The sequence below is a fragment of the Microterricola viridarii genome, from assembly GCF_001542775.1.
In the GTDB taxonomy this organism is placed as follows: domain Bacteria; phylum Actinomycetota; class Actinomycetes; order Actinomycetales; family Microbacteriaceae; genus Microterricola; species Microterricola viridarii_A.
Genome location: NZ_CP014145.1, coordinates 1,861,944 through 1,882,139 on the forward strand (window position 1 = coordinate 1,861,944; position 20,196 = coordinate 1,882,139).

Consider the following 20,196-nt stretch of genomic DNA (forward strand, 5'->3'; position numbering starts at 1 on the left):
GAGCACTCGCACCGGTTCGGGTACGGTGCATCGCCCATGTTGGCATGACGCAGCGCCTAATACCACCCCGTCAGGGGGTCAAAATGAGGATTCCTTGCGAAGGCGTCAGCTGTCCTGCGCCAGCGAGATCAGCTCGCGGGCGTGTTCCAGACCGCTCGCCGAGTCGGGCAGGCCAGAGAGCAGGCGGGCCATCTCGGCGACGCGCTCATCCCCCTGCAGCTGCCGAACACTGCTCGCGGTGACCGCGCCATCGCGGTCCTTGACCACGGTGAGGTGGTTCTGCGCGAAAGCGGCGACCTGCGCGAGGTGTGTCACGACAATGACCTGGGCCGATTCGGCTAGCCGGGCCAGCCGCCGCCCGATCTCGATCGCGGCGGCGCCGCCGATGCCGGCATCCACCTCATCGAAGACGAAGGTCGGCACGGGGTCGGTGCCGGCCACCACGACCTCGATTGCGAGCATCACACGGGAGAGCTCACCGCCGGATGCGCCGCGCCCCAGGGGCCGCGGGTCTGCCCCGGCGTGCGGCTTCAGCAGGATCGAGACGGTGTCGCCGCCGCTTGCCCCCAGCTCGTCACGCGGGCTGACCTCGATAGAGAGCTCGGCGTTCGGCATGGCGAGAGGGCCGAGTTCTGCCGTGACCTGGCGGGCGAACCGTTCGGCGGCGGCGGTGCGCAGCGCGCTGAGTTCGGCGGCGAGGCGGTCGACCACGTCGTGATCGGATGCAACGGCGGCCTCGAGCTCGGCGATGCGCTCGGCGTCGCCGTCCAGCTCGAACAGCCGGCTGCTGCCGAGTTCCATCGCCTCGATGACCTCGTCGAGGGAGCTGCCGTACTTGCGCACCAGCGCGGCGAGCTCGGCACGGCGCTCCTGCACAGTCTCAAGCTCCCGCGAGCCGTCGGTGTCGAGACCGTCCAGATAGGTGGACAACTCGCCCACCACATCCGCCAGCAGGAACTCGATGCTCGCCAGCGACTCTGCGATCGGGCTGAGTGTCGCATCGTGCGCGGCGGCGCGCTCCACCGCCCGCCGGGCGGCGTTCATCAGGGTGAGGGCATCAGGGGTGTCGATGATGCCCCCGCCGTCGTTCTCGGCCGAGATCTGCTCGCGGGCGATCGTGGCTGCCTGACGCAGCTCCTCGAGGTTGTTCAGGCGCTCTGCACGCTCGGTGAGCTCGGTGTCCTCGCCGGGCAGCGGGGCGACGGCCTCGATCTCGGCGAGGGCCTCGCGCAGCTCCTCCGCCTCACGGGAGCGGCGGTCGCGCTCGCTGCGCAGTCTGGCCAGCTCTTCGTCGTTGGTGTGCCAGCGGCGGTAGGCCCGGCCGTAGGAGTCGAGAACGGCCGCGAAGTCGGAGCCGGCAAAACGGTCGAGGGCCTCACGTTGCGCGGTCGCCGAGCGCAGTCGCATCTGCTCGGACTGGCCATGCACGATCACCAGGTGGTCGGCGAGCTCGGCGAGCACCGCGGCGGGCGCCTGTCGGCCCCCGACGATGGCGCGGCTGCGGCCCTCGGCAGAGACGGTGCGGCCGAGCAGCAGCTCAGGGCCGTCGAGGTCTCCCCCGGCCAAGCGGACGCGTTCGGCGACCGGACCGTCCTCCGCGACCACCCAGCGGCCCTCGACCCAGCTCTGGGCCTGGCCCTGGCGCACCGCGCCGGCGTCGGCACGCTCACCGAGCAACAGGCCGAGCGCAGAGACGACCATCGTCTTGCCCGCACCGGTCTCGCCGGTGACGGCGGTGAACCCCGGGCCGAGCGGCAGAACAGCCTCGGCGATCACGCCGAGGTCACGAATCGTCAGTTCCTCAATCACGTCCGACGGGCCCTCTCCAGCCGGTGACCGGGAGTTGGAACTTGTTCACGAGCCGATCGGTGAACGGCGCCTCGTGCAGGCGGGCCAGTCGCACGGGAACCGGGCTGCGGCGCACCACGACGCGCGCGCCGGGCGGCAGGTCGCGGGTACGTCGGCCGTCGCACCAGAGCACTCCGGAGGCGGAGGTGCGAGCGAGCACCTCGACGGCGAGCGAGGAGTCTGGGCCGACAACGAGGGGCCGGGCGAAGAGGGCGTGGGCGCTCAGCGGCACGAGCAGCATGGCGTCCAGCGTGGGCCAGACGATCGGGCCGCCACCGGAGAAGGCATAGGCGGTGGAACCGGTGGGCGTCGACATGACCACGCCGTCACAGCCGAAGCTGGAGAGCGGCCGGCCGTCGACCTCGATGACGACTTCGAGCATCCGCTCCCCGCTCGCCTTCTCGACGGTGGCCTCGTTCAGAGCCCACGTCTCGTAGACCACGTCTTCACCCTGCTTGACCCGCACGGCGAGCGTCATGCGCTCCTCGACGTGGTAGTCCCGGTCGAGCCCGCGGCTGATCGCCTCGCTCAGGCTGTCGCGCTCGCTCTCGGCCAGGAATCCGACGTGTCCGAGGTTGACTCCGAGCAACGGCGTGGACGCGCTGCGCACCAACTCGGCGGCACGCAGAATCGTGCCGTCGCCGCCGAGGACGACGACGAGTTCCAGCTCAGCGGCCTGCACCTCGACGCCGAGTGTCAACAGCGAGCCACCGTGGTCGGGGAAGAAGTCTTTCAGGTCGTCGCGCTGGTCGGCGGGGATGACGGGGGTTGCCCCGGCGGCACGCAGCTGCGCGCAGGCCGCTACGGCTGCCTCGAGTGCGTCACGCCGACCGGTGTGCGCGACGACGAGGATGGGGCGCTGCACTGGCGTCATAACGTCATGCTCCCGTCGTGGCTGTGACTCGATCGATCCATTCTGACGGATCGGAGCCCGTTGTGGCGCTCAACCAGACCAGATACTCGTGATTCCCGGATCCGCCTGCGATCGGCGAGGCCACGAGGCCGGCCGTGCGGAGCCCGAGGTCGTGGGCCGCCCAGAGCACTGCGTTGACGGCATCCGCACGCAGTCCGGGGTTCTTGACGACGCCCTCGCGGATGCCGGTGCGCCCCACCTCGAACTGCGGTTTGACCAGCAGCACGAAGTTCGCGCCGTCAACGGCGGTCTCGACGAGTGCAGGCAACACAGTCGTGAGGGAGATGAAGGAGAGGTCTCCGACGACGACGCTCGGCTGCTCCGGCCAGCCGCTGGCGGCCGCCAGCGACGCGGCCGTCATGTAGCGCACGTTGAAACCCTCGACCAAGGACAGGCGGTCCTCGTGTGCGAGCTGGGGGGCCAACTGGCCGTGCCCGACGTCGACTGCCAGAACCCGTGCCGCACCGCGCTCGAGCAGCACCTGGCTGAAGCCACCGGTCGACGCGCCGGCGTCGAGCACCGTGGCGCCGGAAACGTGCACCGGAAAGGTGTCGAGGGCGGCGATGAGCTTGTGCGCGGCGCGGCTGACGTAGTGGTCGGCGCCCGCGACCTCGATCTTCTGCGACGGGAACACCTTCGTGGCCGCCTTGATGACCGGCTTGCCGTTGACGGTGACGAGACCATCGGCGACCAGGGTCGCAGCGTGGGTGCGGGAGCGGGCCAGGCCGCGCTCGGCGAGTGCGGCGTCGAGACGCACACCCTCTGTGTGATCGGTCATGCCCTAGGCCTGCGTTCCCGCGGCGTCGCCGCCTTCTAGTCTGGCGCGCATCTCATCGTGCAGCTGCACGTAGGCCTCTGCGCGCTCGGCCACCGGCTGCTCGTCGATCGAGCGCAGGCGTGCTGCCAGGCGCTCCTCTGCCGAGTACTCGTTGTCTGCTGTGGTCACACTGCCACGTTACTGCCAGCCGCTGACAGGGCTACGCCCGCGCCGTCGGCGTAGAGCTCCTCCGGGACGTTCAGGCCATATATCGCGCGGCCAGAGCCCCAGATCACGGCGCAGGCGGCGCGCAACAGGTCGATGCCACCGTCGCCGGCCTTGACGATCTGCACGTCGTTGCCGCGCAGGCGCACGCTGGCCGCGTTGACCGTCGCCTGAGTGCCGTCGGCAGAGAGCATCGTCTCCGGGTAAGGCTCGTGGAGCTGCCGCAGGTCGCTCAAGATGAAGCGTGGACGCATGTCGGCCCCGGCCGCCAGGGCCTGCTTGGCCTTGTCGATGCCGGTGAGCACGAGAAGGGAGGTCATCCCGGCGCGGTTGGCACCCAGGATGTCGGTGTCGAGCCGGTCACCGATGAACAGCGCATTGCTGGCAGAGAAGCGCTCCCTGGCGACCTCGAAGATCGGGACCTCCGGCTTGCCTGCGACGAGCGGCAGCCGCCCGACGGCGGTGTGCACGGCCGAGACGAGCGTGCCGTTGCCAGGCGCGATACCCCGGGCAACCGGGATCGTCCAGTCGGTATTGGTCGCCACCCAGGGGATGTCGGCGCCGGGGCCGGTGGGCGCCAGGGCGAATGCGGCTTCGGCCAGCTGCGCCCAGCCGACGTCGGGCGCGAAACCCTGCACGACGGCGGCCGGCAGGTCATCGGCCGAGCGGGTCACCCGGAATCCGGCCTTCTCGACCTCGACGACGAGCCCGTCGCCACCGACGACGAGCACCAGGGCGCCCGGCTCGATGAGGCCGGTGAGCAGCCGCATCGCGGCCTGTGGCGAGGTCACGACGTCGTCCGCCTGCACGCTGAGGCCGAGTTCGCTGAGATGCTCGGCGACGGAGGCGTCCGAACGGGAGGCGTTGTTCGTGATGTAGCCGACGCGCAACGCCTCGGCGGCGCGATTCAGGCTCTCCACGGCGTGCGGGATCGCCTTCGGACCGGCGTACACGACGCCGTCCAGGTCGGCGAGCAGCACGTCGACGCCGTCCAGAGGGGTTGCGGCAGCCACCTGGCTACTTCTCCGTCGGAACAGCGCCATCGTCGCCCTCGTCGGCCTTCGGCGCCTTGACTGCCTTCGCCTTCTTGGGCTTCTCTGCGGTGTCGGCCTTGGGAGCCTTCACGGCCTTCTCAGCCTTCTCAGCCTTGTCAGCCTTCTCGACCTTGACGGTCTTGACAGCTTTGGGCGCCTTCACTGCTTTGTCAGCCTTTTCGGCCTTCTCAGCCTTCTCGGCCTTCGGAGCCTTGGGCGCCTTCTCGACCTTCTCGGCCTTCTCGGCCTTCTCAGCCTTCTCGGCCTTGGGCTCCTTCACGGCCTTCTTCGCCTTCGGTGCGGCGACGGGCTCATCGGCCTGCGGTGCCGCAGCGACGGCTGCCTCGTCGGCAGCAACGCTCTCGGCTTCGGTGTCCTCGCCGAGCAGCTCGGCAACCTCATCCTCGGCTGAGACGTTCTTGATCGAGGCGGTGTCGATGGTCTCCGACAGGACGGGCGCGTCAGCAACGGCCTCGTCCTCGTCCTCGGCAGGCGCGGCAGCTGCCGGCTCGTCGTCGACGAAGATGCCGTCGTCGCCCTCGTCATCGGCGAAGTCGATGTAGTCGAGCTCCTCCTCGTAGACGGAGATGGTCTCGTTGCCGTCCTCGCCGTATGCCGCGGCAAGTGCTCCGGCGGCGCGGTTAGCGCGGGCACGCCATTCGGCGGCATCCGCGTCGCGGCCGAGCTCTTCGAGAACCTCGGCGTAGGCGGCGAACAGCGGCGGGCTGTAGCTGAAAGCCGTGTTCGGGTCAAGCTGCGAAACCTCCAGCTCGACGAGCGCCAGCTCGGGCTGCTCGAGGTCGAGGCGCGCACCGGACATGGCGATCGCGAGCTCCACCTGCACCGAGTCGGGCAGGGTGCTGCGGTCGATGCTGCGGCCGAGCTCGAGGGCCCGGTCGGGGCGACCAACGCCACGCTCGCTGTCGACCATCAACGCGATCTGGTCGTTCTTACCCGAGATGCGACGGTAGGTGCGCAGCTCGCGCAGAGCCAGTGCGAAGTCGCCGGTCGCGTAAGCGGTGACGGCGAGCGTCTCGCGCACGATGGCGATGCGGCCGGCACGGCGTGCGGCCGACAACACGTGCTTGTGGGCAAGCTCGGGGTCTTCGTCGATGAGGCGTGCCGCCATCGCGAGGTGCTTGGCCACCCACTCGGCGTTGTCCTTGGTGAGCGTCTTGAGCTCGTTGCGGGCTCCGCGGTCCAGGTCGTTCGCGGTGACGTCGTCGGGCAGATCGGGGTCGTCGTGACGAGGGCGCACCATGCGCAGCTCGTGCTGGCGGCGCTGCTCGTCGGTCATCTCCTCGTCGTAGCGGGCCTGACGCTCTGCCTCACGGTCGTTGCGCGCGGGGGCGCCATCGCGGGTCCAGAGCTTCTGCTCGCCACCGGCGCGCGGGGGCCGGCGGTCTCCATCGCGCGGCGGGCGGCGGTCGGAGCTGTCGCGGTTCTCCCAGGGCCGGCGGTCTCCATCGCGCGGCGGGCGGCGGTCGGAGCTGTCGCGGTTCTCCCAGGGCTTGCGCTCACCGTCACGCGGCGGGCGGCGGTCGGAGCTGTCGCGGTTCTCCCACGGCTTCCGCTCACCGTCACGCGGCGGGCGGCGGTCGCCACCGGTCGACGAGCCGGAGCTGCGGTTCTCCCACGGCTTCCGCTCACCATCGCGGGCGGGACGGCTGCTGCTGCTGTCGCGGTTCTCCCACGGCTTGCGCTCACCGTCACGCGGCGGGCGGCGGTCGCCACCGGTCGACGAGCCGGAGCTGCGGTTCTCCCACGGCTTCCGCTCACCATCGCGGGCGGGACGGCTGCTGCTGCTGTCGCGGTTCTCCCACGGCTTGCGCTCACCATCACGCGGCGGGCGGCGGTCGGAGCTGTCGCGGTTCTCCCACGGCTTGCGCTCACCGTCACGCGGCGGGCGGCGGTCGCCACCGGTCGACGAGCCGGAGCTGCGGTTCTCCCACGGCTTCCGCTCACCATCGCGGGCGGGACGGCTGCTGCTGTCGCGGTTCTCCCACGGCTTGCGCTCACCGTCACGCGGCGGGCGGCGGTCGCCACCGGTCGACGAGCCGGAGCTGCGGTTCTCCCACGGCTTCCGTTCACCGTCGCGGGCCGGGCGCCGGTCAGCGCTGTCGCGCTTCTCCCACGGCTTCTGCTGCCCTGCGTCGCGCTGCGGAGCACGTGCGGAGCTGTTGTTTCGTGTCTCGTTGCCTCGGCTGTCCCGCGATGGACGCTTCTCGCGCTCGGGTCCCTGACCCTGGGATGAAGAATCGCTCACGGTACTTTCCTGTTCTCTGTTAATGGCGCTACGAATCGCAGCCACCTAGGCAATTATGACTTAACAAAAAATGGCCACCCATTGCTGGGTGGCCATTTTTCAAAGTAAGTCCGGCGGTGTCCTACTCTCCCACAGGGTCCCCCTGCAGTACCATCGGCGCAGAGAGTCTTAGCTTCCGGGTTCGGAATGTGACCGGGCGTTTCCCTCTCGCTATGGCCGCCGAAACACTATTGATGTATCAAAGTGAATCAAACAAGCACAAGCACAACACGGGCTCACCGCGAACGGTGTGCACACAGTGTTGGTTGTGTGTTTGGCTCTCGACCGTACATCGAGAACCACATAGTGGACGCAAGCTTCTCACGGACTTTCTCCGTGCCACACACACCAGCCTTACAACGGTGTGTGTGTAGTGTTTTTCAAGATATCGGCTTATTAGTACTGGTCAGCTCCACGAGTCTTTAGTCCTCGCTTCCACATCCAGCCTATCAACCCAGTCGTCTACTGGGAGCCTCTCCCCTAAAAGGGATGGAAATCTCATCTCGAGGCCGGCTTCCCGCTTAGATGCTTTCAGCGGTTATCCATTCCGAACGTAGCTAATCAGCGGTGCTCCTGGCGGAACAACTGACACACCAGAGGTTCGTCCAACCCGGTCCTCTCGTACTAGGGTCAGATCCTCTCAAATTTCCTGCGCGCGCAGCGGATAGGGACCGAACTGTCTCACGACGTTCTAAACCCAGCTCGCGTACCGCTTTAATGGGCGAACAGCCCAACCCTTGGGACCTACTCCAGCCCCAGGATGCGACGAGCCGACATCGAGGTGCCAAACCATGCCGTCGATATGGACTCTTGGGCAAGATCAGCCTGTTATCCCCGAGGTACCTTTTATCCGTTGAGCGACAGCGCTTCCACAAGCCACTGCCGGATCACTAGTCCCGACTTTCGTCCCTGCTCGACTTGTCAGTCTCACAGTCAAGCTCCCTTGTGCACTTACACTCGACACCTGATTGCCAACCAGGTTGAGGGAACCTTTGGGCGCCTCCGTTACATTTTAGGAGGCAACCGCCCCAGTTAAACTACCCACCAGGCACTGTCCCTGAACCGGATTACGGTTCGAAGTTAGATGTCCAGAGTGACCAGAGTGGTATTTCAACAATGACTCCACCCGAACTAGCGTCCGAGCTTCACAGTCTCCCACCTATCCTACACAAGTCACACCGAACACCAATACCAAGCTGTAGTAAAGGTCACGGGGTCTTTCCGTCCTGCTGCGCGTAACGAGCATCTTTACTCGTAGTGCAATTTCGCCGAGTTCGCGGTTGAGACAGCTGGGAAGTCGTTACGCCATTCGTGCAGGTCGGAACTTACCCGACAAGGAATTTCGCTACCTTAGGATGGTTATAGTTACCACCGCCGTTTACTGGGGCTTAAATTCTCAGCTTCGCTTACGCTAACCGTTCCTCTTAACCTTCCAGCACCGGGCAGGCGTCAGTCCGTATACATCGTCTTGCGACTTAGCACGGACCTGTGTTTTTAGTAAACAGTCGCTTCCCACTGGTCTCTGCGGCCTTCAAAAGCTCCAGGAGTAAATCCCTTCACCCATCAGGCCCCCTTCTCCCGAAGTTACGGGGGCATTTTGCCGAGTTCCTTAACCACGATTCTCTCGATCTCCTTAGTATTCTCTACCTGACCACCTGAGTCGGTTTGGGGTACGGGCACATTGAACCTCGCGTCGATGCTTTTCTTGGCAGCATAGGATCACCGATTTCGACTTACGTCTACCCATCGAGTCTCAGCCTTATATGAGAGACGGATTTGCCTATCTCTCGGCCTACATTCTTAGACCGGGTCAACCATCGCCCGGCTCGGCTACCTTCCTGCGTCACACCTGTTAATACGCTAACCGCACCAGCATAGGGTCGTGTGCTAGGCCCACACGCATCACCCCGAAGGGATCCGTCACGGGGATTCAGACACTTAGCATCACTGGATTAGCTTGGGCGGTTCTTCTGCGGTACGGGAATATCTACCCGTTGTCCATCGACTACGCCTGTCGGCCTCGCCTTAGGTCCCGACTTACCCAGGGAAGATTAGCTTGACCCTGGAAACCTTGGTCTTCCGGAGGACGGGTTTCTCACCCGTCTTTCGCTACTCATGCCTGCATTCTCACTCGTGTGGCCTCCACGGCTGGTTTACACCGCCGCTTCACTGGCCACACGACGCTCTCCTACCCATCAATACGGCTGGACCACGAAGGCCTACCAAAAATATCAATGCCACAACTTCGGTGGCGTGCTTGAGCCCCGTTACATTGTCGGCGCGGAATCACTTGACCAGTGAGCTATTACGCACTCTTTCAAGGGTGGCTGCTTCTAAGCCAACCTCCTGGTTGTCTGTGCAACTCCACATCCTTTCCCACTTAGCACGCGCTTTGGGACCTTAGTTGGTGGTCTGGGTTGTTTCCCTCTCGACAATGAAGCTTATCCCCCACTGTCTCACTGCTGCGCTCTCACTTACCGGCATTCGGAGTTTGGCTAACGTCAGTAACCTTGTAGGGCCCATCGGCTATCCAGTAGCTCTACCTCCGGCAAGAAACACGCAACGCTGCACCTAAATGCATTTCGGAGAGAACCAGCTATCACGAAGTTTGATTGGCCTTTCACCCCTATCCACAGCTCATCCCCTCAGTTTTCAACCTAAGTGGGTTCGGTCCTCCACGCGCTCTTACACGCGCTTCAACCTGGCCATGGATAGATCACTTCGCTTCGGGTCTAGGACCAGCGACTCATTCGCCCTATTAAGACTCGCTTTCGCTACGCATTCCCCTCACGGGTTAAGCTCGCCACTGATCACTAACTCGCAGGCTCATTCTTCAAAAGGCACGCTGTCACCAGAATCAGACTGGCTCCAACGGTTTGTAAGCAAACGGTTTCAGGTACTATTTCACTCCCCTCCCGGGGTACTTTTCACCTTTCCCTCACGGTACTTGTTCACTATCGGTCATGTAGGAGTATTTAGGCTTATCAGGTGGTCCTGACAGATTCACACGGGATTTCTCGGGCCCCGTGCTACTTGGGATACTCTTCGCGCCATTGGAACATTTCGACTACCGGGCTGGCACCGTCTATGGCTGCGCTTTCAAACGCATTCGTCTATATTCCTTTGTAACGCTCACTGTTCGGCAGAAGCAGCAGAAAAGTCCCGCAACCCCGACCATGCAACGCCTGCCGGCTATCACACATGATCGGTTTAGCCTCTTCCGGGTTCGCTCGCCACTACTAACGGAATCACTATTGTTTTCTCTTCCTGTGGGTACTGAGATGTTTCACTTCCCCACGTTCCCTCTACCCGCCCTATATATTCAGGCGGGAGTCACCAGGTTGCCCGAAAGCACCTGGCGGGGTTTCCCCATTCGGAAATCCTCGGATCACGGTTCGTTTATCAACTCCCCGAGGCTTATCGCAGATTACTACGTCCTTCTTCGGCTCTACATGCCAAGGCATTCACCGTTTGCTCTTAGAATCTTGAAATCACATGAGTTTGAATCGATCGTGCACAACACCCGAAGGCATTGTGCGAAATTGACCAATGATTAGTCGAACAACAACCAAAGTTGTTGTCCTAAAAATCTTTGTGATTGATACCGAAGTATCAATCTAAGATGCTCGCGTCCACTGTGTAGTTCTCAAAGTACGGGCGGTACTCCCCAACACCAGCCGGCTTACGCCTATGCCGATGTTGACCGAAGTCCAGAAGGTCGTCCACGTCAAAACGTGACCCGGTCCTTCAGGACCCAACAGCGTGCTCCAACAACCCTCAACCAACCAGCCTGTTCCTTTCACCGAAGTGACGTACTAAAACCGACGAGCGTCGCGTTATTGCAATGTCAATGTTCCACCCATGAGCGCCACCGGGAAACATGTGTTCCCGTAATGGCTGGCAGTATCTGATCGCCCTGTATACAGAGGCGGACTGCACGTGCTCCTTAGAAAGGAGGTGATCCAGCCGCACCTTCCGGTACGGCTACCTTGTTACGACTTAGTCCTAATCACCGATCCCACCTTCGACAGCTCCCTCCCACAAGGGGTTGGGCCACCGGCTTCGGGTGTTACCGACTTTCATGACTTGACGGGCGGTGTGTACAAGGCCCGGGAACGTATTCACCGCAGCGTTGCTGATCTGCGATTACTAGCGACTCCGACTTCATGAGGTCGAGTTGCAGACCTCAATCCGAACTGAGACCGGCTTTTTGGGATTCGCTCCACCTTGCGGTATTGCAGCCCTTTGTACCGGCCATTGTAGCATGCGTGAAGCCCAAGACATAAGGGGCATGATGATTTGACGTCATCCCCACCTTCCTCCGAGTTGACCCCGGCAGTATCCCATGAGTTCCCACCATTACGTGCTGGCAACATAGGACGAGGGTTGCGCTCGTTGCGGGACTTAACCCAACATCTCACGACACGAGCTGACGACAACCATGCACCACCTGTTTACGAGTGTCCAAAGAGTTGACCATTTCTGGCCCGTTCTCGTATATGTCAAGTCTTGGTAAGGTTCTTCGCGTTGCATCGAATTAATCCGCATGCTCCGCCGCTTGTGCGGGCCCCCGTCAATTCCTTTGAGTTTTAGCCTTGCGGCCGTACTCCCCAGGCGGGGAACTTAATGCGTTAGCTGCGACACGGAGACCGTGGAATGGCCCCCACATCTAGTTCCCAACGTTTACGGCATGGACTACCAGGGTATCTAATCCTGTTCGCTCCCCATGCTTTCGCTCCTCAGCGTCAGTTACGGCCCAGAGATCTGCCTTCGCCATCGGTGTTCCTCCTGATATCTGCGCATTCCACCGCTACACCAGGAATTCCAATCTCCCCTACCGCACTCTAGTCTGCCCGTACCCACTGCAGGCTGGGGGTTGAGCCCCCAGATTTCACAGCAGACGCGACAAACCGCCTACGAGCTCTTTACGCCCAATAATTCCGGACAACGCTTGCACCCTACGTATTACCGCGGCTGCTGGCACGTAGTTAGCCGGTGCTTTTTCTGCAGGTACCGTCACTTTCGCTTCTTCCCTACTAAAAGAGGTTTACAACCCGAAGGCCGTCATCCCTCACGCGGCGTTGCTGCATCAGGCTTTCGCCCATTGTGCAATATTCCCCACTGCTGCCTCCCGTAGGAGTCTGGGCCGTGTCTCAGTCCCAGTGTGGCCGGTCACCCTCTCAGGCCGGCTACCCGTCGTCGCCTTGGTGAGCCATTACCTCACCAACTAGCTGATAGGCCGCGAGTCCATCCTTGACCGAAATTCTTTCCACCCCCAGGAGATGCCTCCGAAGGTCGTATCCGGTATTAGACGTCGTTTCCAACGCTTATCCCAGAGTCAAGGGCAGGTTACTCACGTGTTACTCACCCGTTCGCCACTAATCCACCAGGTGCAAGCACCCAGCTTCATCGTTCGACTTGCATGTGTTAAGCACGCCGCCAGCGTTCGTCCTGAGCCAGGATCAAACTCTCCGTAAATGTTTATACGACTAACCAGCAAGCTGGCGTCACATTTTGCGCTTCGAAACCACCGGAAAAAGGCGGACATCTCAGCAAGTTTGAAACTGACAGAACAAATCATTACTGACTTGCTTTGTTGTTTAAATGTTTTCCAAAGGAATCCCAATCACCGAAGTGATCTGGGGTTTTTGGCATTTGACATTGTGCACGCTGTTGAGTTCTCAAGGATCGGATGCACCCGGATTCTCCCCGCCGTTTCAGCGGGTGTCGCTCCGAGGCAACTTGTCTAACTTACCAGACCAACCCGGCCCCGCAAAACCGAGTGAATCAGAAACTGCTGGCATGAAAACCAGCCGAACGACTCAAACCCGTAAGCGGGGAGTTGGTGAGGCAAGAAGCAATCTTAGGCATGAAACCGGCCGAACGCAAATGCGTGAAGCAGCGGATATGTGGCTAAGACCGTGTCGCTGACCAGTCCGGGAGGCTTTCACTTCCCGCTGTTGCGGCGACAAGAGATAACAATACGGGCGGGTCAGGCACCACGCAAAGCGGGACGGCGTCCGGGCGTGTCGGGCCTCGTTGACCTCTTCGGTTCCCGCCCGGCCGGGCGGGAACCGGCTGCCCGCTAAACCCGCTGCTGCAGACGGAAGACGTCGAAGAGCACGCGCAGCGTGAGTAGACCCGACAGCAAGACCAGGAGGTAACCGAACACCTGGAACAGGGTGAGGGTCTCGCTGACCCGCGGCCCTCCGTCACTGATCAACAGCATCGCCGCCATGATGCCGAAGGCGCCGGCGAGGAAGCTCACCACGAGAAGGTTGACCAGGTTGCGCAGAAGCGTGCGGTCCCGGCGATCGGCGAACAGCCGAATGTTGACGCTGAGGCGGCCATCGGCCAGGGCCCCGGTGATTCGGTCGATTCGGGTGGGAAGCCGGCGCAACAGCGGGGCGAGCGAGAGGGCTTCCTCGCGGATGTTCGTGTACACCGCATACGGGGAGAAGCCTCGCTTGATGCGCTCCGCAGCAAATCCACTCGCCTCCGTCAGCATGTCGAAGCCGGGGCTCACATGACGAAGCGTGCCCTCGAGGCCGGCGACAGCGCGGAAGGCTGAGGCGAGTTCCGCCGGCACAGCGATGCGGTTGTCGGTGAGCATCCGCACCATCTCGGTGAAGACCTTGACGTCCAGCGACGCCCCGGGGCCGAGCCGCGTTGCGACGAAGACCCCGATCTGGCGGCGCAATGCCGTCTCATCAATGTCGTCCGGCAGTTCGACAAAGCCAAGCAAGGCATCCGTGAAGGCAGCGGCGTCGCCCCGATAGAACGCCAGGAGCACCTCACCGATCTGTCCGCGCATCTGCGAGTCGAGGCGTCCGACCGAACCGAAGTCAAGCAGCACGATCTCGCCGGTGGGCTGCAGCACGATGTTGCCGGGGTGCAGGTCGGCGTGGAAGACACCATCATCGATGATCTGCGACAGGGTTGACCGCAGCAGGCGGTTGGCCTGCTGTTCCCGCTCGGCCGCCGAGTGCTCGCGAAAGGTGCGCGGGTCGCTGAGGGTATGCCCCTCGATGAGTTCCATCACGATGACCCTGCTCGTGCACAGCTCGCCGAAGTGTCGCGGAATGCCGACCCGCTCAGACTCGCGGTGCTTGGCCTGAGTGAGCTCCATCGCGGCCATGTTGCTGACCTCCACACGGAAGTCGAGCTCTTCGCGCAGGCTGCGGGCGAAACTCTCTGCAAGAGCCTGCACTCCGAGGTCTTTGCCCCACGCGGTGGTGCGCTCGAATTGGGTGGCGAGCCGGATCAGAATGTCGAGGTCGCGATCGACCAGCGGAATGATGCCGGGGCGCTGCACCTTGACCGCCACGGCCTCCCCCGTCTTCAACACCGCGCGGTGCACCTGCCCGATCGAGGCAGCGGCGAGCGGAATCTCATCGAATGAGTCGAAATGTGTGTCGAGCGGAGCCTTGAGCTCCTCCTCGAGCAGCGCCTTGACCTCGACCCACTTCGCCGGCGGCACACGCTGCTGCAGCTGTGCGAGCTCGGCCAGGTATTCGGGAGGGAGCAGGTCGGAACGCGTCGAGAGCAATTGCCCGAGTTTCACGAACGCGCCGCCGGCGCTTTCCAGCGCACCCCGGAGCGCGCGCGCCTGGTGGGCGCGCTCCGCGCGTCCGGCCGCGGTCGGCGCCGTGTTCGGACGGAACGGCACCAGGCCCTCGCGCACCGCGATCTGGGAGATCTCGGCGTAACGGCGGGTGCGTTCTGCGCGCGCCTTGAGCAGGGGAAGCCACTGGTCCGGTCGCGGGACAGAGCCGGTCGGCACGACAATCTCGGCGAGCACGAGGAAGGCGACCGCGACGAAGAGCACGATGCCGATCTGCAGCGGGAGCAGTGCGAGCGAGTATTCCAGCTGGCCCCAGACGAAGCGGGATTCGAACCCGAGCTCTGCGCCGAGCCCCAGGATTCCGGCCAGGACGAGGCGGGTCGCGCCGATTCTGACGCCGAGGATGCGCCGGGCCACTCCCCCGAGCACAAGCATCAGCAGGAGCGTGGCGATGCCGACGGCCACCAGTTGCCAGAAATTGACGGCCATCGAATCCTCCATCGTTCGTTACCGAGTTTTCAGGCTACTGTGTCGCCGCAGCCGGGCAGCGATCGGCGCTCCGTCGACACCCGCTGGCGAGGGAAACGCAGAAGGCTGGCCCCGGAAGATGCTCAGGGACCAGCCTTCTCGGTTTCGATGCGCGCGCTACTCGACGAAGATACCCGCGAGCGTCTTCTTGCCGCGGCGCAGCACGGCCACACCAGAGGCGAGCACGTGGCCGGAGATGGTCTCGGCCTCGTCGCTGATCTTGACGTTGTTCACCGAGACGCCACCCTGCTTGATCGCCCGGCGGGCGTCGCTCAGGCTGTCGCAGAGCGCGGTGTCGACCAGGAGCTGGGCGATGCCGGCATCCGGGGCCGTCGTGGTGTTCGGCAACTCGCGCAGCGCGGCCTCGAGCGTTTCGGCGTCGAGCTCGGTCAGCTCGCCCTGCCCGAAGAGAGCGCCGGCGGCGGCGATCGCCTTCTCTGTGGCGTCCACACCATGCACGAGACTTGTCACCTCGAAGGCCAGGGTGCGCTGCGCCTCACGCCGGAACGGCTCCGCGGCGACCGCGGCCTCGAGGCGCTCGATCTCGGCACGCTCCAAGAACGTGAAGATCTTGAGGCGGGCGATCACGTCGGCGTCGTCGGTGTTCAACCAGAACTGGTAGAAGGCGTACGGGCTGGTCAGCTTCGAGTCCAGCCAGATGGCGTTGCCCTCGCTCTTGCCGAACTTGGTGCCGTCGCTGTTCGTGATCAGCGGGGTGCCGATGGCCTGAACGCTGGCGCCCTCCGTGCGGCGGATGAGGTCGGTGCCACTGGTGAGGTTGCCCCACTGGTCGCTGCCGCCCGTCTGCAGCACGCACTCGTACTGGCGGTACAGCTCGAGGTAGTCCAGGCCCTGCAGGATCTGGTAGCTGAACTCGGTGTAGCTGATGCCGGCATCGGAGTTGAGCCGGGCCGCGACGGCATCCTTCTTCAACATGGTGCCGACGCGGTAGTGCTTGCCGATTTCGCGCAGGAAGTCGATGGCCGACAGCGGCGCCGTCCAGTCGAGGTTGTTGACGAGGGTCATCGCGTTCTCGCCCTCGAGGCTGAGGAAGCGGCTCACCTGCGCCTGCAGGTAACCGACCCACTCGACCACGGTGTCCTTGGTATTCAGGGTGCGCTCGGCCGTCGGGCGCGGGTCGCCGATCAGACCGGTTGAGCCGCCGACGAGCCCGAGCGGGCGGTGGCCGGCCAGCTGCAGGCGGCGCATGAGCAGCAGCTGCACGAGGTTGCCGAGGTGCAGGCTCGGAGCTGTCGGGTCAAAACCGCAGTAATAAGTGATCGGCTCCCCCGCGAGCAGCTCTTTGAGCTCGCCGGCATCGGTGGAAACGTGCACGAGGCCGCGCCAGTTGATCTCCTCCCAGATGTCGGAGAAGGACGGGTCGTTGTGCTGGGCTTTGAGGATCACGGGGTCTGACACGCCCTCCAGGGTATCAGCGGGCCGCCGCCCCAAGCAGCGGCGCACGCGGGAGGACATCCAGCCTTCGAGATAAGCATCGAGGCTTTAGTTGCACCGAGTTAAGCGTGTAGCCTGAACTCGGAGGCTCTCATGTTCGTCATCACCGCAGACCAGATCGCCAGTCGCACCCGGGCGGATGTCACCGCGCCGACCATCGAACGCCTGCAGCGCGCGCACGGCGCGCAGTTGCTGCTGCCCCCTGACCGCACGGCGGGTGACGAGATCCAGCTCTTGGGGTCGGATGCCGCCACCACGCTGGATGTCGTGCTCGAGCTGACCCGCACCGGCGACTGGAGCGTCGGCGTCGGCGTCGGAACTGTCGGACTGCCGTTGCCGGCGGCCACGAGGGAGGCGAGCGGGCCCGCCTTCTATGCCGCACGTGACGCCATCACCCGCGCGAAGAAGCGCAGCACCCGGTTCGCCCTGCACCAGCAGGCTGCGGCAGAGCCCGGCAGCACGCCGGCCGGGGACGCCGAGGCGCTGATCGATCTGGCCCTGGCCCTGCGGCAACGCCGCACCGCACCCGGCTGGGAGCTCTACGATCTGGTGCGCTCCGGGCTGAGCTACAAGGAGGCGGCGGAGCGGCTCGAGATCAGCGCTCCGGCGGCGAGCGCGCGCGCGAAGGCCGCCCAGCTCACAATCGAGCAGAACGCGGTGCCCGCTCTCGTAGGATTGCTGGCAGCACTCGACCGGAGGAGCCACTCGTGATCACGCCACATTCCCTCGCCTGGCTGCTCCCCCTGCTGTTCTGGGCGTTCCTGATCGGGCTTCTCGCGACGGGCGTACTCTTCGCGGTATTGGCCATGGTGAGGAAGCTCCCCTACGCGATCTGGGCCGCCGGTGGCGCGCTCGTTCTGGCGCTGCTCCTCACGCTGAGCGCCACCACCTCGCTGTGGTCGTCATTCTGGGCACCGGCCGGAGGTCCAACCGGCGCGCTGATCGCACTGCTCGGCAGCGCACTCGCGGTGTTCGGCGGCGGCCCCATCGCCCAGCTGGCCCTCACCCTGGCGACCCGCGGGTCGGTGGCACCCGGCGCACATGGCGGAATCTTGGTGGCGGCCCCTGCGGCGGCTCAGGCTGCGGCCCCGGCATCCACACCTGTGTCAGCGTCGGAGTCGATACCGGGCAGCCCGGCGCCCGCCGCCGAGACTCCGGCCGTGGAGACCCGCGAGGTGCTGCGCGGGGGCGCCGCGATCGGCGTGCTGGAGCGGCTCTGCGTGGTGCTCGGCATTGTCGCCGGGTTCCCGGAGGCACTCGCCATCGTCATCGCGGTCAAGGGCCTCGGCCGCTTCACCGAGCTCGCCGCCGCCGAGGCGCGCGAGCGGTTCATCATCGGCACCCTGGCCAGCCTGCTCTGGGCCAGCGCCTGCGCCGTGCTGGTGCGGCTCGCCCTCAGCTGACGCCGCCGGCCGACGCGCTCAGGGCGCGAGCTTGGGGTGGCGTTTGTAGGGTGAGACCGTCGGGTCGCCCGGGATGTAGAACCGCCACGGGAACGCCACTCCCCCGCCCTCGCCGCCGACGCCGGTCCGGGCCGTGGTGGCGACGGCGGCCGGTTGCGCCGGCAGCTCCAGCGTGAATGGCGGGGCGAGAAGGTCGGCCCCGCTCTGAGCCAGCCGGATGCCGAGCGCGGCCGCGAGCCGGGCCGGGCCGCGGGCCAGATCTCGGTCGGTGGATGCCGTCGGCCGCCGCACCCTCGCCAGCTCGACCCCCTGCACCACCTCGCCGCCGCGCAGGAGCAGACCGGCCGCCTGCCCGTCTGGCGCGCAGACGATGTTCGCGCAGACGTGCATGCCGTAGCTGAAGTAGGCGTAGAGGTGCGCGGGCGGGCCGAACATCACCCGGGTGCGCGGCGTCACCCCGCGGTGCGCGTGCGAGCCCGGGTCCTCCCCGTTGCCGCGGTACGCCTCCAGCTCGCTCAGCCGCACCGCAACCGTGCCCTGGTTCGTCGTGTGCCGGATCACGGCGCCCAATAGCAGAGGCGCCAGCTCGGTGGCATCCCGAGCGAAGAACTCTCGGGGCACACCGGCCGGCGCCTGCATGGTTGGGTCCGGGACCTAAACGGTGGTGTTGCCACTCGGCAGCGCCTGCGCGAACTCGCGCACCCGCGCCGTAAGCGCCGCGAGCTGCTCGGCAACCCGCACCGGGGCGGTGCCGCCCAGACCATCGCGACTGTTCACGGAGCCCTCGATGCTGAGCACCGAGCGCACCTCGGGGGTGAGCCGCGCATCGATCGCGGCGAGCGAGGCGTCGTCGATCTCGTGCAGCTCGAGCCCGCGGTCCTCGCAGAACTTGACCATGGCGCCGGTGATCTCGTGGGCGTCGCGGAACGGCACGTGCTGTTTGACCAGCCACTCGGCGACATCCGTCGCCAGCGAGAAGCCCTGCGGGGCGAGCTCGGCCATGCGCTCCGTGTGGAAGCGCATCGTGGCCACCATGCCGGTGAAGGCGGGCAGCAGCACCTCGAGGTTCTGCAGCGAGTCGAAGACGGGCTCCTTGTCCTCCTGCAGGTCGCGGTTGTAGGCCAGCGGCAGGCCCTTGAGGGTGGCGAGCAGGCCGGTGTGGTTACCGATCAGGCGGCCGGACTTTCCACGGGCGAGCTCGGCGATGTCGGGGTTCTTCTTCTGCGGCATGATCGACGATCCGGTCGAGTAGGCGTCGTCAAGGGTGACGAAGTCGAACTCGCGGGTGTTCCAGAGGATGATCTCCTCCGACAGGCGCGACAGGTCGATGCCGACCTGGGCCAGCACGTAGCTGAACTCGGCGACCAGGTCACGGCTGGCCGTGCCGTCGATCGAGTTCTCGACGACGCCGCCGAAGCCGAGCACGGATGCCACCAGGCCGGCGTCCAGGCCGAGCGTATTGCCGGCGAGGGCTCCGGAGCCGTACGGCGAGAAGTCCGCGCGGCGGTTCCAGTCGGCGAGGCGGTCGAGGTCGCGCACCAGCGGCCAGCAGTGCGCCAGCAGGTGGTGTGAGAGCAACACCGGCTGCGCGTGCTGCAGGTGGGTGCGGCCGGGCATGATCGCCGCCGGGTGAGCGGCGGCCTGTGCCGCGAGTGCGTCGATCAGGTCGATCAGCTGGCGCGAGATGGTGACGGAGTGGTCGCGCAGCAGCATCCGGATGAACGTGGCGATCTGGTCGTTGCGGCTGCGCCCGGCGCGCAGCTTGCCGCCGAGCTCGCTTCCGGCGATCTCGATCAGGCCGCGCTCGAGGGCCCCGTGCACGTCTTCGTCGCTCTCGGTCGGCAGGAACTGCCCGCCCTGCACCTTGGCCAGCAACTCGTCGAGTGCGGCGTGCATGCCTGCCAGTTCGGCGTCGTCGAGGTAGCCGGCCGCGGCCAGCGCCTGGGCGTGCGCCTTCGACCCGGCGATGTCGTACTCGGCCAGCTGCCAGTCGAAGTGGGTCGACTTGCTCAGCCGGGCGAGCTCCGGCGACGGCCCGCCGGCGAAACGGGCACCCCAGAGGGCGCCCTCTGTGGTCTCGCCGACGCCGTGGACGGTGCCGTTCGGGGTGTTCTTGCTGAGGTCGCTGCTGGTGTCGTTACTCATGGCATCCGTGATTTCTACT

Annotated in this window: 12 protein-coding genes and 3 rRNA genes; 2 read left to right on the forward strand and 13 right to left on the reverse strand. The window is 64.9% G+C overall.

All coding sequences use genetic code 11. The features are described 5' to 3' along the window. Positions 1–105 precede the first annotated feature (105 nt). The 11 genes from recN to tyrS form a co-directional block, all read right to left on the reverse strand. Entirely contained in the window at positions 106–1,809 is a 1,704-nt protein-coding gene (gene recN, locus AWU67_RS08620) for a DNA repair protein RecN (protein ID WP_067227928.1), read from the reverse strand. Beyond that, positions 1,802–2,722 carry an NAD kinase gene (locus AWU67_RS08625; protein ID WP_067227931.1) on the reverse strand — a complete coding sequence of 307 codons (921 nt, stop codon included), beginning with the start codon at positions 2,720–2,722 and terminating at the stop codon, positions 1,802–1,804. Before AWU67_RS08625 ends, recN begins: the two co-directional genes overlap by 8 nt. 4 nt (positions 2,723–2,726) lie before the next feature. Next, on the reverse strand, positions 2,727–3,539 hold the full coding sequence (locus AWU67_RS08630; RefSeq protein WP_067227933.1) for a TlyA family RNA methyltransferase: 813 nt from the start codon (positions 3,537–3,539) through the stop codon (positions 2,727–2,729). Between the two features lie 3 nt (positions 3,540–3,542). Next, on the reverse strand, positions 3,543–3,707 hold the full coding sequence (locus AWU67_RS17520) for a hypothetical protein (protein ID WP_199922271.1): 165 nt from the start codon (positions 3,705–3,707) through the stop codon (positions 3,543–3,545). Further along, on the reverse strand, positions 3,704–4,786 hold the full coding sequence (locus AWU67_RS08635) for an HAD-IIA family hydrolase (RefSeq protein WP_067227936.1): 1,083 nt from the start codon (positions 4,784–4,786) through the stop codon (positions 3,704–3,706). Before AWU67_RS08635 ends, AWU67_RS17520 begins: the two co-directional genes overlap by 4 nt. Then, positions 4,761–7,043 (reverse strand): primosomal protein, encoded by a 2,283-nt coding sequence (locus AWU67_RS17735; RefSeq protein WP_234407199.1) that lies wholly within the window; start codon positions 7,041–7,043, stop codon positions 4,761–4,763. The genes AWU67_RS08635 and AWU67_RS17735 overlap by 26 nt, the downstream gene beginning before the upstream one ends. A gap of 108 nt (positions 7,044–7,151) precedes the next feature. Then, positions 7,152–7,267, reverse strand: a 5S ribosomal RNA gene (gene rrf, locus AWU67_RS08645). A 191-nt stretch (positions 7,268–7,458) separates the two neighbouring features. Continuing rightward, positions 7,459–10,573: ribosomal RNA gene (locus tag AWU67_RS08650) — 23S ribosomal RNA — on the reverse strand. Positions 10,574–11,032: 459 nt separating this feature from the next. Next, a 16S ribosomal RNA gene (locus tag AWU67_RS08655) occupies positions 11,033–12,560 on the reverse strand. Together the 16S, 23S and 5S rRNA genes form the textbook arrangement of a ribosomal RNA operon. A gap of 607 nt (positions 12,561–13,167) precedes the next feature. Then, positions 13,168–15,135 (reverse strand): ABC1 kinase family protein, encoded by a 1,968-nt coding sequence (locus AWU67_RS08660; RefSeq protein ID WP_067232416.1) that lies wholly within the window; start codon positions 15,133–15,135, stop codon positions 13,168–13,170. Between the two features lie 156 nt (positions 15,136–15,291). Next, positions 15,292–16,650, reverse strand: coding sequence for a tyrosine--tRNA ligase (gene tyrS / locus AWU67_RS08665; protein ID WP_082716867.1), 1,359 nt, complete (start codon positions 16,648–16,650; stop codon positions 15,292–15,294). 72 nt (positions 16,651–16,722) lie between these two features. Between tyrS and AWU67_RS08670 the strand changes: the two genes are divergently transcribed. Beyond that, a complete protein-coding gene (locus AWU67_RS08670) occupies positions 16,723–17,340 on the forward strand; it encodes a DNA-binding protein (protein ID WP_067227939.1) in 618 nt (205 codons plus the stop codon). Then, positions 17,337–18,032, forward strand: coding sequence for a hypothetical protein (locus AWU67_RS08675; protein ID WP_067227942.1), 696 nt, complete (start codon positions 17,337–17,339; stop codon positions 18,030–18,032). Before AWU67_RS08670 ends, AWU67_RS08675 begins: the two co-directional genes overlap by 4 nt. An 18-nt stretch (positions 18,033–18,050) precedes the next feature. Here AWU67_RS08675 and AWU67_RS08680 read toward each other — a convergent pair whose 3' ends face one another. Then, the gene (locus AWU67_RS08680) at positions 18,051–18,671 is read right to left on the reverse strand and encodes a DNA-3-methyladenine glycosylase (RefSeq protein WP_067227945.1); all 621 of its coding nucleotides are present in this window, start codon (positions 18,669–18,671) and stop codon (positions 18,051–18,053) included. Positions 18,672–18,686: 15 nt separating this feature from the next. Further along, positions 18,687–20,177 (reverse strand): argininosuccinate lyase, encoded by a 1,491-nt coding sequence (gene argH, locus AWU67_RS08685; protein WP_067227948.1) that lies wholly within the window; start codon positions 20,175–20,177, stop codon positions 18,687–18,689. Positions 20,178–20,196: the final 19 nt, after the last annotated feature.